Consider the following 14,304-nt stretch of genomic DNA (forward strand, 5'->3'; position numbering starts at 1 on the left):
TGGTTGAGTAACTATAGTATTTCTTATATGATTAATTAAATTGGGAGTGTAAAGATGATATCAGTAGTTATCCCTTGCTTCAATGAAGAAGAATCTATTCCTCTTTTTTACAAAGAGATGGAAAAAACAAGAATAAAAATGAATGAACATTTTGAATATATCTTTATAAACGACGGTTCGTCAGATAATACTTTAGCAGTTTTAAAAGAGTTGAATCAAAAAGATGTCAATGCACACTATCTATCCTTTTCACGTAATTTCGGGAAAGAAGCTGCTTTGTATGCTGGGCTAAAGCATTCAACTGGAGATTACATAACGGTTATGGATGCTGATTTACAAGATCCACCAGAATTACTGCCAAAGATGTTAAACATTTTACAAACAGAGGATTATGACTGTGTGGGGACTAGAAGAAAAGATCGTAAAGGTGAGCCACCACTTAGAAGTATTTTTTCAAAAGGGTTTTATTTTTTAATGAATAAAATTTCACAAACTGAGATGATTGATGGTGTCCGCGACTATCGCTTGATGACAAGACAAATGGTGGATGCAATACTAGAAATTAGTGAATATAATCGTTTTTCAAAAGGAATTTTTAGTTGGGTAGGTTTTAAGACTAAGTATTTATCATTTGAAAACAAGGAACGCATTGCAGGAAATACCTCCTGGTCGTTTTGGTCGTTGTTTAAGTATTCTATTGAAGGAATCATCAATTTTTCGGAAGCACCACTTATGATTGCATCTTTTGTGGGATTCTTATTTTTTGTTGTAGCAATTATAATGATCTTATTTATAATTACGCGTACCTTAATATTTGGAGATCCAACAAGTGGGTGGCCTTCGATGATTAGTATTGTTTTGCTAGCATCAGGACTACAATTGTTTTGTTTGGGAATTGTCGGAAAATACATTGGAAAGATTTTTTTAGAAACAAAGAACAGACCTATATATATATTAAAAGAGACAGATCGTAACATTTTGAAAAAAGATGTGTCTGAGGAAAGTAGGAAATAAGAGTGACGTTTACCTATCAATTTATTGTTAAATTGTTCATCACAGTCATCATATGTATTGTACTAACGCCAATTCTTAAGTTAATAACGTTTCGTTTAGGTGCGGTAGATATGCCCAATGAGCGAAGAATCAATAAAGAACCAATGCCAACAGCAGGTGGGATACCGATTTTTATAACGTTTGCTTTTTCGACTTGGTTTTTATTTAGAGAAAATATTCCAAAAAGTTATTTATGGCCCATTTTATTAGCTGCGGGTATTGTTGTACTTACGGGATTCATAGACGATGTAAAAGAAATATCGCCAAAGATGAAACTGCTTGGACTTACCATAGCTGCATTGATTATTTACTATGTTGCAGATGATATTCGACTTGATTCAATCAGTATCTTTTTTATTGGGAAAATCCATTTTGGTATTTTTAGTATGCCACTGACGGTTCTTTGGATACTTGGTCTGACCAATGCGATTAATCTAATTGATGGGTTAGATGGGCTTGCATCAGGTGTTTCAATCATTGCACTTTCGACGATTGGGATTATAGGCTTTTTCTTTTTACATGTATCAAGCATCCATATTCCAATCATGATATTTGTCTTAGTAGCTGCGATATTAGGTTTTTTCCCTTATAATTATCATCCTGCGAAAATTTATCTTGGGGATACGGGGGCGCTTTTTTTAGGGTTTATGATATCGGTAGTCTCACTGCAAGGATTAAAAAATGCCACTATTATTACCTTAATTACACCGTTATTTATTTTAGGCGTTCCAATTACAGATACATTATCGGCAATCATTCGACGTCTGCTTAATAAAAAACCCATTTCATCAGCTGATAAGATGCATCTACATCATCGCCTAATTTCATTAGGATTTAGTCATAAGGGGGCGGTGTTAACCATTTATTGTTTAGCTTTAGTATTTTCATTTATAGCTTTATTGCTCAATTATACGAGCTTTTGGGGAAGCGTGTTGCTGATTATTGCAGTTGGCCTAGGGATTGAACTTTTTATAGAGCTTATTGAGTTGGTTGGACCTAAGAGACAGCCAGTGATGTATTTATTTAAATTGCTTGGAAATAAAAGTTTTCGAGATGATCAACTAAAAAAATACAAAATAAAAAAATAATGAATCGAGTAGCGTTATGACACAAATCAAAGTATTTATTCAAAAACATTATGAAGTATTCGCCTATCTTTTCTTTGGTGGTTTAACATTTGTAGTGAACTTTGTTGTTTTTTTTCTTTTTACAAAGCAGCTAAATATAGGCGTTTATAGTAGTAATCTAGTAGCCTGGTTTTTTTCAGTACTTTTTGCTTTTTTCACAAATAAGTATTTTGTATTTATGACAAAACAGACAACCTTTGGAGAATTTTTTAAAGAAATGTTATTGTTTTTCTGGTATCGAGTTGTCTCTTTAATCATGGATATGTTTTTGATGTACCTGTTCATTTCACTACTAAACTTAAACTCAATGGTTGCAAAAGTAATCGTTCAAGTAGTAGTAATTCTTTTAAATTATTTCTTTAGTAAATGGTTTATTTTCAATAAAAAAGAGTCTTCCCACTAGTGGAGGGCTCTTTTTAATGATAAAATAGAAAAGACTTCTATCAGAAAGGTCCAGTGAGTAATGAAGACTGAAACACAACCAATTATCATTAGTATTGTCACACATGATAGCAAAGAAATCTTTCGTGTGTTGGACCATTTACAGCAGGAATTAGCAGATACTGAACAATTTAAGATTATCATTCATGATAATGCTTCAACGGAAGAATACCAACAAAAATTGCGTACGTATGAATCTTTTGTCACGCTTATTTTTTCACCAGAAAATGCGGGCTTTGGACATGGACATAACCAAGTGTTGCTTCATTCCTCTGCTAAATACGGGATTATATTTAATCCGGATATTTTAGTGAAAAGAGAGGTACTAGAATCGGTAGTTCAATTACTTCAAACAGATGTCTCTTTAGCAGCTGTTTCGCCCAAAGTTTTAAATGAAGACGGTACAACTCAGCATTTGGTGAGAAAAAGAGTGACTGTTTGGGATTACTTTTTACGATTTTGTCCGATAAAATTTGATAAAAAAAGATTAGCCAGGTACGAATGTCATGATTTACCCGATGACAGAAATACAATTATTCGTATGGGATCGGGTTGCTTTTTGACCGTCGATATTGAAAAGTTTAAAGAAGTTGGGGGCTTTGATGAGCGATTCTTTATGTATTTTGAAGATAACGATCTTTGTCTACGCTTTGAAGAACGAGGATACAGCATTTTATACACACCTTTCTTAACGGTTACACATATGTACGAGAAAGCAGCACATAAAAGTTTGAAAATGTTTTTTGTATTTATGCGTTCTTTGGCGCAATTTTTTAATAAATGGGGGTGGAAGTGGTTTTGACGAAGCGCATTTCTGTATGCATGGCAACATACAATGGAGAAGACTATGTTGATCAACAAATTAAAAGTATTTTACCTCAGCTTTCAAAAGGAGACGAGCTCATTATTTCAGATGATGGATCAAGTGATGCAACACTCCGCATTATCAAAAGAATCCAGCAAGTAGAGCCTGGAATAAAACTAATAAAAAATGTTGGAAGTGGGGTCATTCAAAACTTCGAAACAGCGATCAAATATGCACAAAATGAATTGATTTTTTTAGCCGATCAAGACGACATTTGGCATCCAGAAAAAGTGGAAATCATGAAAAATTATTTTGAAGACTATCCTGACAAGCAAGTGCTGATGTCTGACTTAATTGTAATGGATGCTTCGGGAAATGAAATCATGCCTTCGTATTATCAATTCAGGAAGTGCAAAACAGGATTTTTGAAAAACTTATTTCGAAGTTCTTATATAGGTTGTGCCATGGTTTTTCGTTCGGAATTTAAAAAGGAAATACTTCCAATTCCTAAAACTGTACCAATGCATGACATGTGGATTGGGCTACTTGCCGATAAAAAACATCAAGTACTAATGATTCCCGAAAAGTTAGTTTTTTACAGAAGACATGAAAAGAATGTTTCGGAGATCAAAACGAAAGCTAGCTTTTGGCAGCAGATAAAATGGCGTGTTACCATTACATATTTGTTAATAAAGCGAATGCATGTTAAATATTAAAATCGGATTAATTATCAAAAAAAAAATGACAAAACCGGATTTAGATGAGATAATAAAGTGAATGTTCTACTCTAAAAAACATACAAGATAAAGGAGCATGTTACAGATGAAAGGAATAATCCTTGCTGGAGGAAGCGGTACACGCTTGTATCCATTGACAAAAGCAGTATCAAAACAATTAATGCCCATTTATGACAAACCGATGATTTATTACCCAATGTCTACTTTGATGTTAGCGGGAATAAAAGATATTTTAATCATTTCAACACCAACTGATACACCACGATTTGAGCAATTATTTGGCGACGGACACGAGCTTGGGATTCATATCGAATATAAAGTTCAAGAAAGCCCAGATGGACTTGCGCAAGCGTTTATTATTGGAGAAGAATTTATTGGAAATGATTCTGTTTGCCTCATATTAGGAGACAATATTTATTATGGTGGCGGTCTTTCTAAAATGCTACAACGTGCGGCCGTAAAAGAAAAAGGAGCGACTGTTTTTGGCTATCATGTCAATGATCCAGAACGTTTTGGCGTTGTTGATTTTGATGAAAATATGAAAGCTATGTCGATTGAAGAAAAACCTGAAAAACCAAAAAGTAATTATGCTGTGACAGGTTTGTATTTTTATGACAATTCAGTTGTTGACATTGCTAAAAATATTGCTCCTTCACCAAGAGGAGAGCTTGAAATTACAGATGTGAATAAAAAATATCTAGAACAAGGGAACTTAAGTGTTGAGCTATTAGGTCGAGGATATGCTTGGCTAGATACGGGCACACATGAGTCTTTACTAGAAGCAAGTACATTCATTGAAACAATAGAAAAAAGACAAAACTTAAAAGTAGCTTGTTTAGAAGAAATTGCCTATCGTATGGGCTACATAAACAAAGAGCAATTGGTAAAACTTGCACAACCATTGAAAAAAAATGAATACGGAAAATATATTCTAAGATTGGCAGGCGAAAAATAATGGGAAAAATTAATGTGATCCCGACGAAACTACAAGATGTAAAATTAATTGAGCCAGCTGTTTTCGGCGATCATCGCGGCTTTTTCATGGAAAGCTATTCAGATAAAGACTTTAAAGAGGCCGGCATTGATTTTAATTTTATTCAAGATAATCATTCCTTGTCACAAGAAGCAGGTGTTCTACGTGGTCTCCACTTTCAAAAGGGAAAATCAGCCCAAACGAAGTTAATTCGTGTGGTAACAGGTGCTGTTTTAGATGTGATTGTAGATATTCGTAAAGGTAGCCCAACATATGGTGAGTGGGAAGGGTACATTATTTCAGAACACAATCATCGTCAATTACTTGTTCCACGTGGTTTTGCCCATGGATTTGTGACCTTGACCCCTAATGTGAACTTTTTGTATAAATGCGATAACGACTATGATGCTGCTGCGGATGGAGGAATTAGCTTTGATGATAAAGAGTTAGGAATTATCTGGCCGATTGATGTGAACAAAGCGATTACATCTGAAAAAGATAGTAAACATCCAACTCTAAAAGAATTTGAAGCGGAAAATCCATTTGTATATGGTGAAATTTAAGTAGAATTACTGGAGGACTTTATTGATGAAAAAAATTATTGTGACAGGTGGAGCCGGTTTTATTGGTTCAAACTTTGTACATTATGTAGTGAATCATCATCCTGAGATTCATGTAACGGTGCTAGACAAATTAACTTACGCAGGAAACAAAGAAAACTTAGCAGGACTACCAGAAGACCGTGTGAAATTGGTCGTGGGCGATATTGCAGATGCAACTTTGGTGGAATCATTGGTCAAAGAAACTGATGCAGTCGTTCATTATGCGGCTGAATCACACAATGACAATTCCCTAAAGGATCCGTTTCCGTTTGTTCAAACCAACATTATTGGGACATATACACTCATTGAGGCTTGTAGAAAACAGGGGGTACGCTATCATCATGTGTCCACTGATGAGGTCTATGGTGATTTACCTTTAAGAGAAGATTTACCTGAAAAAGGGGAAGGACCTGGAGAAAAGTTTACCGATCAAACACCTTATAATCCTTCAAGCCCATATTCTTCAACTAAAGCTGGTTCTGATTTATTAGTGAGAGCTTGGGTGCGTTCGTTTGGCTTAAAGGCAACCATTTCTAATTGTTCGAATAACTACGGACCTTACCAACATATTGAAAAGTTTATTCCACGTCAAATTACAAACGTTTTGTCAGGAATTAAGCCTAAATTATATGGTGCTGGAAAAAATGTTCGTGATTGGATTCATACCAATGATCATTCTTCTGCTGTTTGGGCTATTTTGACAAAAGGAAAAATCGGAGAGACCTATCTTATTGGGGCGGACGGTGAAGAAGATAATAAAGCCGTGATGGAGTTAATCTTAGAATTGATGGGACAACCAAAAGATGCTTATGAACATGTTAGTGATCGAGCTGGGCATGATTTACGTTATGCAATTGATTCTACGAAGTTACGAGAAGAACTAGGTTGGCACCCTGAGTTTACCGACTTTAAATCAGGGCTGCAAGACACCATTAATTGGTATCAAGAAAACCAAAACTGGTGGCAAGCTGAAAAAGCAGCTGTTGAAGCAAATTATGCTAAAAATGGTCAGTAAACAGCGCGTATTATAAAAACGAAAGGCAAGTGTAGGCTTGCCTTTTTTCAGGAGGATAAACAAAATGATTTTAATTACAGGTGCAAGCGGACAACTGGGAACAGAATTAAGACACTTATTAGATGAAAAAGGTATTCGTTATAATGCAACAGATACAAACGAATTAGACATTACAAATGAAGAAAAAGTGACTCAATATTTTCAAGAAAACAAGCCAACGCTTGTTTTCCACTGTGCAGCTTATACAGCGGTTGATAAGGCGGAAGATGAGGGCAAAGAGCTTAATCAGTTAGTAAATGTTGAGGGAACGAAAAATATTGCAAAAGCTTCAGAAAAATCTGGAGCAACGCTTGTTTATATTAGCACAGACTATGTATTTGACGGAACAAAAAAGGACGGAGAATATACGACAGAAGATGTGGCAAATCCACAAAATGAATATGGACGTGCAAAATTTGAAGGTGAAGAAGCTGTGCGAAACTTTGCTTCAAATTATTATATTATTCGGACTTCATGGGTTTTTGGTCAATATGGACATAACTTTGTGTTTACTATGCAAAAATTAGCCGAAACACATCCTAAATTGACTGTAGTAGATGACCAATTTGGGCGTCCAACTTGGACCAGAAATCTTGCGGAGTTCATGCTTTTTGTAACGGATAAAAAAGCTGAGTATGGAACGTATCATTTCTCAAACGATGAAAGTTGTACATGGTATGATTTTGCAACTGAAATTTTGAAAGATGTTGATGTCGAGGTAACTCCTGTGGACTCTTCTAAGTTTCCGCAAAAAGCCAAACGTCCTCAGTATTCTGTATTAGATTTGAGTAAAGCTAAAGCGTTAGGATTTACTATTCCTACTTGGAAAGAAGCATTAGCTGGAATGTTAGAATAATAAATGGAAAGAAGTTAGGAGTAAAGAGGTGTTGGGTATGAAAGTGTTAGTAATTATTCCTGCATATAATGAGGAAGAGAATATAGCAAAAACAGTCAAAGATTTAGAAGCGTTTAAAGATAAAAAAGAGAATCCTTATACGATTGATTACGTTGTAGTTAATGATGGATCAACGGATGGTACAAGAAAAGTTTTACAGGAAAATAATATCAATTCGATAAACCTCATACAAAACTTAGGTATAGGAGGAGCTGTCCAAACTGGATATCGATACGCATTGGAGCATGACTATGATGTTGCCATCCAGTTTGATGGCGATGGGCAGCATGATGCTGCATATATTCCAACTATAGTTGACCCCATTAAAAATGGTGAATGCGATTTTGTAATCGGGTCAAGGTTTGTAAAAAAAGGAGTATCAACGTTTCAGTCATCAGCTGCAAGACGAACTGGAATTCAAATCATTTCTTTCTTTATTAAATGTGTAAGTGGAAAAAAAATATATGATGTGACATCTGGATTTAGAGCAGCAAATAAAAAAGTTATTGCAGAATTTTGTCATAGATATCCAGTTGATTTTCCAGAGCCAGAATCGATTGTTCATTTGCTGAAAAAAAAATATAATATCTCTGAAAAACCAGTAAATATGAGAGAAAGAGAATGTGGAGAGTCCTCTATCCGTGCTTTTAAATCGGTCAAATACATGTTTTTAGTCAGCCTTGCAGTAATTGTTTCTGGGTTTATGAAGGAGGAAGATTAGTTTGTCCAGTATTTTGCGCATAGAATTGTTAGTAGTAGCTTTATTGGGATTATTTTTTGTTGTCCGTTCTATTAATAAAAACCGATTTTCTCTAAAAAATTCTCTAGGATGGTTCTTTTTAACATGTGGGATGGTTCTTTTTGCGTTGTTTCCAAAAATTCCCAATTGGTGTGCAACCAGCTTAGGTTTTGAAACAACTGCTAATTTTATTTATACTTGTGGGTTATTTTATTTACTATTTCATACGATCTTAAGTAATATCATAACCTCTAGGCAAGAAGAACAAATAAAAGTTTTAGTCCAAGAAATTTCTATCATTAAATCAAAAGGTAAGGATGGCAAATAAAATGATTTTATTTATTATTTATGTGGTATTGTCCTCTTTGGGACTAATCTTGTTCAAGATGGGATCGAAAAGTTTGAGCATTCTTTTTCAAGGACACCTTTTTACGGCATCATTGTCATTAACGATGATTGCAGGTATCATTTGTTATCTAGTCAGTTTTCTTTTATGGTTAGTTATAGTTAATAAAAGTCAATTAAGTTATATATATCCGATGTCAATTGCTTTTATAAACATAGCTATTCTTTTAGGATCGCATTTTTTCCTTGGAGAACCGATTAGTATTAGAGGGGTAATAGGTATAATAGTGATTATTGTTGGCATAATCATTATGAAATAAGAAGCAATTGAGGGAGTATTGTAATGAAAAAAACAAGAATACAACAAGAAGAAGGGCGAGAAAGAAAAATTAGTCGTAGTAAAAGTATCAAAGGGATCGCTATTTTATTTTTAGTGTCTATACTATTTTCATTAATTTTGGAAATAGGTTTTTTTAACTTTAGAAGCCTTATTAGTAAAAATTATTCATGTGTACCAACGCATGCTAAGCTAGTTGGTGTGAAATCTTTGGGAAATAATATGTACGAAGGAAAAGCAGGTGAGGGAGAAATCATTTATGTGTTCCCAAAAAAATATGTTAGCAATTTTAGCTTTCAGCCTGTAAATGTTAGCAAAGGTAGTGGCATGTTTTATTCTGTTATGGTTAATGATAAAGAAAAGCTTACTGCTAATACGGTCAATGACGGTGTGCCAAGTAAATATTTTGGACTTGTCGAAAAGACAATTGTAATTAAAGAAAAAACTGCTGAAATTAAATTATCCATGAAAAATATAGAAAAACAAAAGTTTAGTGTGGGTATCGTAAAAGTAGAAAATAAATTTCAATTTAATCTTGTTCGCTTTTTGATTGTTGCAATTCTTGCTTTTTCTGTTTTAATTATTTTTTCTTTTAGAAAATTTGGTATTAAATTTGAACGATTGGTTTTATTATTCGCTATTTTATACGGGGGGATATTCTCGGTGATTACACCGCCCCATTACACTTGGGATGAATTTTCTCATTTTACAAAATCTTATAGCGTTGCAGCCGGGCATCTGATACTGCACGATCAAGAAGAAATTAGTTATCCCAAGGATACTGATAAACTTGGATTTAATTCTGGCTTGGAATATCATAGTTATAAAGATTTTAAAGAAGTCAAAAATCATTATTTGGCTATGCCTTCCAACGATCAGACCCCTCAAAAAAAATCAACGAGTGCGTTACTAAATTTATTTATTCCCTATATTTTTAGCGGAATTGGCGTAAAAATAGCTTTAACTTTACATCTTCCTGTAATTTTTATGTTATGGCTAGGTAGGTTTATGAATGTTTTGTTTTATGCGTTTATGCTTTACTTCTCAATAAAGAAAATACCTTTTGGCAAGAGGGCGATGGCATTCTACGGTCTACTGCCAATTAATTTATTTATTGCGGCATCTTTATCATGTGACTTTATGGCGATGAGCTGTGTTTTTTATGCGATTGCTTATTTAATGGATATAAAGTGTAGAAATAAGGAAATGACTGTTAAAAAATATCTAGTATTAGCTTTATTATTGAGCTGTGTAACGATTGCAAAAGTAACTTATGCGCCAGTATTCTTACTAATGTTTATGCTTGGGAAAAAACATTTTTCTTCGACAAAAAAATACGTGAGCTATGTGGCGGCTATTTTCATCACAGGAGGAATTGTTGCAATTGGTACATACTATTATAGTAGTGTATTTGGGTTAGTTCAGTGGAGTATTCCAAATGTAGACTCCGCGAAACAGGTAAGTGGAATTATTAGTCATCCTTTAGCTTATTTGAAAATGATCTATGTTTACATGTCAACTAGAGTTTTTGACTATGGACAAAACATGTTTGGCTTTTTTGCTTATTTTTCTGGTATTCCACAACTTTTCAGTGCGGTAATAATGTTTATATTTATCTATCTTGGCTTTCTTGATTCTAATGAAGAACAAGATAGTCTAAAACCTAATTTTATGATACAGGATAAGGTTTTAATTATTTTTCAATTTTTAGGCTCTCTTGTGTTGTCTTTAACTGCGTTATATATGACTTTTACACCAGTTGGTGCACAAGTGGTTGCTGGATTTCAAGGCAGATATATCTTGCCCATTTTCTTTCCAATGATTTATTTATTAAATTCGCCCAAAATTAAAAGTGACATTAAAGTAAAAACTTTAGAACGTGTGGCACTAAGTGGCGTGATTTTAGTTTTTATTGCAGTGTTTTACACAATCATAGTAAATCATTATTACTCATAAAAAGTTTGAAAACTTTTAGTTTAGAAAAGCCTCTATACCAATCATTTGGTATAGAGGCTTTTTCAAGTCAACATAAGCAAGTCTTTATTTTGAAAAATCGGGTGACTATTTTGGTTATTTAAATAAAAAAAGAAACGTATGATAGGCGATTTTTTTGTTACGAACCGTAAGCAACTGCTTGAAAAAGCGTAGGAGTAACTGAGCTTTATACCGTACATGTAAATTTCTTCGATATTTGGAATAGTATAAGTGCTCCGAATCCAAAATATTTTGGTACCTTTCTAAAGAAACTTGATTCATGGATAAAACAGATAGGTCATGAGAAAGTGTGGTATCCAAAATTAAGACTGCCATTTTTTGATTGAAAATTTCAAAAAAAAGCCAATGATCAAGATAATCTAATGGAAAGAGGGGACTAAATCCGTTAATTGAATGTAAGAAAGAAGAGCGAATCCATGTTCCAGATGCAATAGCTGTCAAATTTTCTTTAAACGTTCCAGATACTAGAATCGGGTGGTGGATTGCTTGCAAGGTATCTGATTCTGTTGGAGAGATTTGACGGGAATCGCTGTAGATGCGAGGGATCATTGCAACGATTTGATTTGAAAGTTTTTTTTGCTGAATGTATCCTTGGACTATAAATTCAGTGGTAACCTGTGTATCTTGATCAAGCAAAATGAGCCAAGTATCATTTGATTCTGAAATCTGATTTAACGCATAGTTGTAGGCAGCTGCGGTTCCAGGATTATCAGGATTATGCTGATAAGAACAAGAAGTGTCTAATTGGATATCAAGCTGCTTTAAAGGACTATTATCATAAATCAAAATAGAATAATGAAAGTCAACATGGGCCAGACTTTGAATTAGTGAAGCATAACTTTCACATTTTGATAGAGGCGTATTGTATAAGACGATGACAAATAGGGCATTCATTTATAGAGCATCCTTTCTGCATTTATAAAGTGATTCTTCATAGTATTATAACATTTTTTTAAAGGATAAACATTTTAAAAGTAAGGGATGTCTGATATAATAATCAATGTGGAATTTTAACTAAAATTTAAAGTATAGGACAAGGAAGGCATGTTATGAAGAAAATAGCAGTTTTTGGCTTAGGCTATGTAGGATTGGCCAATGCATTACTATTGGCACAAAATGAAAAAGTAATCGCTTACGATATTTTGTCTGAAAAAGTTGCATTGTTAAAAGAAAAAAAATCCCCGCTTGAAGACGAAGAGATTAAAGATTTCTTAACTAATAGAACGTTGAATGTAACGTTCACAGATAAGCTTGGGGAAATTTCGAGTGATCAAGACTATTATATTATTGCAACGCCAACAGATTATGATGAGAAACAAAATTATTTTAATACTTCTTCTGTTGAACAAGCACTTGAAGCAATACTTAAAATGAATCATGCAGCAAAAGTGATTATAAAATCTACTATTCCAGTAGGCTATGTTGTATCACTTAGAGAAAAATATCAAACTAAAAATATTTTCTTTTCTCCAGAGTTTCTAAGAGAAGGAAGAGCGTTGTACGATAATCTTCATCCGTCTAGAATTGTTGTCGGTGACACTAGTCCAACTGGGGAAGAAATTGCCAGTCTTTTTCTGGAAAACTCAGAAGAGCCTGAGACACCTGTTTTGTTAACAGAACCAACCGAAGCAGAAGCTGTTAAATTATTTGCGAATACTTATCTGGCTATGCGCGTCTCTTTCTATAATGAGTTAGATACATATGCGACTGTGAGAAAGCTAAATACACAGCAAATCATTGAAGGCGTATCACTTGACCCAAGAATTGGAAGTCACTACAATAATCCATCCTTTGGCTATGGTGGCTATTGCTTGCCTAAAGACACCAAACAGTTGCTAGCAAACTATCATGAAGTACCAAATAATCTGATAGAAGCCATCGTTTCAGCAAATGTTACACGAAAAGACTTTATAGCAGAACAAATTATTGCACAGCATCCAAAGACAGTCGGAATTTTCCGCTTAACAATGAAATCGGACTCAGATAATTTTAGATATTCCTCCATTCAAGGCGTTATGAAACGTATAAAGGCTAAAGGCATCAATGTGGTCGTTTATGAGCCTAAATATGCGGAAGAATCTTTCTTTCATTCTAAAATTATACGAGATCTGGATGAGTTTAAAGAGCTTTCTGATATTATTGTGACGAATCGTTGGGACGATCAGTTAGCAGATGTTAAAGAAAAAGTTTATACACGTGACTTGTACAGACGTGACTAATATACTGATTGAATAGGAGAACTGATTGTGAAATTAATAATTCAAATTCCTTGTTATAATGAGGAAGAAACGTTGGAAATAGCCTTAAATGATCTACCTAAAAAAATTGCAGGCATTGATGAGATTGAGTATCTAATCATCAATGATGGTAGCAAAGATAATACTGTAGAGGTTGCCCAAAAATGGGGGATTCATCATGTGGTTTCTTTTAAGCGCAACAAAGGTCTAGCGAAAGGCTTTATGGCTGGTTTGGATGCTTGTTTGAGACAAGGGGCAGACATCATAGTGAATACGGATGCAGATAATCAATATTGCGGGGCGGACATTGAAAAATTAGTTCGACCAATTATTGAAGGAAAAACAGATATCGTCATTGGCGAACGCCCTATAGCTGATACAGAGCATTTTTCACCATTGAAAAAGAAATTGCAAAAATTAGGAAGCTGGGTTGTTCGTAAGGCATCAAAAAGTGATATTCCTGATGCTCCGAGTGGATTTAGAGCATATAGCCGGGATGCTGCAATGCAGATGAATGTTGCCAATGAGTACACGTATACATTAGAAACGATTGTTCAAGCTGGAAGAAATAAAATTGCAATGGAGTCTGTTCCAGTAAGAACCAATCCTGAATTACGCGAATCAAGATTGTTCTCTAGTATGTTTGGTTACATAAAGAAATCTGTTCTAACGATTTTACGAGCATTTATGATGTATAAGCCGTTAAGATTCTTTACATTATTGGGAGGGATTTTCTTTGTAGTCGGTTTGATTATCGGTGGACGTTTTCTTATTTTCTTTTTAAATGGCACAGGAAGAGGGCATATTCAGTCACTAATCCTTGCAAGCACCATGTTGATGATTGGTTTTCAGACAGTTATTGTGGGCTTGCAAGCAGATTTGATTTCTGCCAATCGTAAACTATTAGAAGATGTTCAGTATCGCGTTAGAAAAATGGATTACGAGCAAGAAAATAAAAAATGAG

At 34.3% G+C, this 14,304-nt stretch carries 15 protein-coding genes; 14 read left to right on the forward strand and 1 reads right to left on the reverse strand.

Going from position 1 to position 14,304, the window contains the following annotated elements:
- The first annotated feature begins 54 nt into the window (after positions 1–54).
- The 12 genes from CBF30_RS01180 to CBF30_RS01240 all read left to right on the forward strand — a co-directional run bounded on the left by CBF30_RS01180 (position 55) and on the right by CBF30_RS01240 (position 11,064).
- Positions 55–1,014, forward strand: coding sequence for a glycosyltransferase family 2 protein (locus CBF30_RS01180; RefSeq protein ID WP_126821936.1), 960 nt, complete (start codon positions 55–57; stop codon positions 1,012–1,014).
- A gap of 2 nt (positions 1,015–1,016) precedes the next feature.
- Positions 1,017–2,141 (forward strand): glycosyltransferase family 4 protein, encoded by a 1,125-nt coding sequence (locus tag CBF30_RS01185; protein WP_170168903.1) that lies wholly within the window; start codon positions 1,017–1,019, stop codon positions 2,139–2,141.
- 25 nt (positions 2,142–2,166) lie between these two features.
- Positions 2,167–2,583 carry a GtrA family protein gene (locus CBF30_RS01190; RefSeq protein ID WP_126823718.1) on the forward strand — a complete coding sequence of 139 codons (417 nt, stop codon included), beginning with the start codon at positions 2,167–2,169 and terminating at the stop codon, positions 2,581–2,583.
- A 60-nt stretch (positions 2,584–2,643) separates the two neighbouring features.
- A complete protein-coding gene (locus CBF30_RS01195) occupies positions 2,644–3,423 on the forward strand; it encodes a glycosyltransferase family 2 protein (protein ID WP_126821938.1) in 780 nt (259 codons plus the stop codon).
- 20 nt (positions 3,424–3,443) lie between these two features.
- The gene (locus tag CBF30_RS01200) at positions 3,444–4,142 is read left to right on the forward strand and encodes a glycosyltransferase family 2 protein (RefSeq protein WP_245975020.1); all 699 of its coding nucleotides are present in this window, start codon (positions 3,444–3,446) and stop codon (positions 4,140–4,142) included.
- A gap of 106 nt (positions 4,143–4,248) precedes the next feature.
- A complete protein-coding gene (gene rfbA, locus CBF30_RS01205; protein WP_126821943.1) occupies positions 4,249–5,118 on the forward strand; it encodes a glucose-1-phosphate thymidylyltransferase RfbA in 870 nt (289 codons plus the stop codon).
- Between the two features lie 8 nt (positions 5,119–5,126).
- Positions 5,127–5,699: a dTDP-4-dehydrorhamnose 3,5-epimerase gene (gene rfbC / locus CBF30_RS01210; RefSeq protein ID WP_211340476.1), complete on the forward strand. Its 573-nt coding sequence runs from the start codon at positions 5,127–5,129 to the stop codon at positions 5,697–5,699.
- A gap of 25 nt (positions 5,700–5,724) precedes the next feature.
- Positions 5,725–6,753, forward strand: coding sequence for a dTDP-glucose 4,6-dehydratase (gene rfbB / locus CBF30_RS01215; RefSeq protein ID WP_126821947.1), 1,029 nt, complete (start codon positions 5,725–5,727; stop codon positions 6,751–6,753).
- 64 nt (positions 6,754–6,817) lie between these two features.
- On the forward strand, positions 6,818–7,648 hold the full coding sequence (gene rfbD, locus CBF30_RS01220) for a dTDP-4-dehydrorhamnose reductase (protein ID WP_126821949.1): 831 nt from the start codon (positions 6,818–6,820) through the stop codon (positions 7,646–7,648).
- Positions 7,649–7,685: 37 nt separating this feature from the next.
- Positions 7,686–8,408 carry a glycosyltransferase family 2 protein gene (locus CBF30_RS01225; RefSeq protein ID WP_126821951.1) on the forward strand — a complete coding sequence of 241 codons (723 nt, stop codon included), beginning with the start codon at positions 7,686–7,688 and terminating at the stop codon, positions 8,406–8,408.
- Position 8,409: 1 nt separating this feature from the next.
- Positions 8,410–8,754 (forward strand): DUF2304 domain-containing protein, encoded by a 345-nt coding sequence (locus CBF30_RS01230; RefSeq protein ID WP_126821953.1) that lies wholly within the window; start codon positions 8,410–8,412, stop codon positions 8,752–8,754.
- 360 nt (positions 8,755–9,114) lie between these two features.
- Positions 9,115–11,064: a DUF2142 domain-containing protein gene (locus tag CBF30_RS01240; RefSeq protein WP_126821956.1), complete on the forward strand. Its 1,950-nt coding sequence runs from the start codon at positions 9,115–9,117 to the stop codon at positions 11,062–11,064.
- A 114-nt stretch (positions 11,065–11,178) separates the two neighbouring features.
- Here CBF30_RS01240 and CBF30_RS01245 read toward each other — a convergent pair whose 3' ends face one another.
- Complete coding sequence (locus tag CBF30_RS01245) at positions 11,179–11,997, reverse strand: glycosyltransferase family protein (RefSeq protein ID WP_126821958.1); 819 nt, start codon at positions 11,995–11,997, stop codon at positions 11,179–11,181.
- 155 nt (positions 11,998–12,152) lie between these two features.
- Here CBF30_RS01245 and CBF30_RS01250 point away from each other — a divergent pair, with 155 nt between their 5' ends.
- A complete protein-coding gene (locus CBF30_RS01250) occupies positions 12,153–13,322 on the forward strand; it encodes a nucleotide sugar dehydrogenase (protein WP_126821960.1) in 1,170 nt (389 codons plus the stop codon).
- 27 nt (positions 13,323–13,349) lie between these two features.
- Positions 13,350–14,303: a glycosyltransferase family 2 protein gene (locus tag CBF30_RS01255; protein ID WP_126821962.1), complete on the forward strand. Its 954-nt coding sequence runs from the start codon at positions 13,350–13,352 to the stop codon at positions 14,301–14,303.
- The last annotated feature ends 1 nt before the right edge of the window (position 14,304 follow it).

The sequence above is a fragment of the Vagococcus entomophilus genome (assembly GCF_003987595.1).
GTDB lineage: Bacteria > Bacillota > Bacilli > Lactobacillales > Vagococcaceae > Vagococcus_E > Vagococcus_E entomophilus.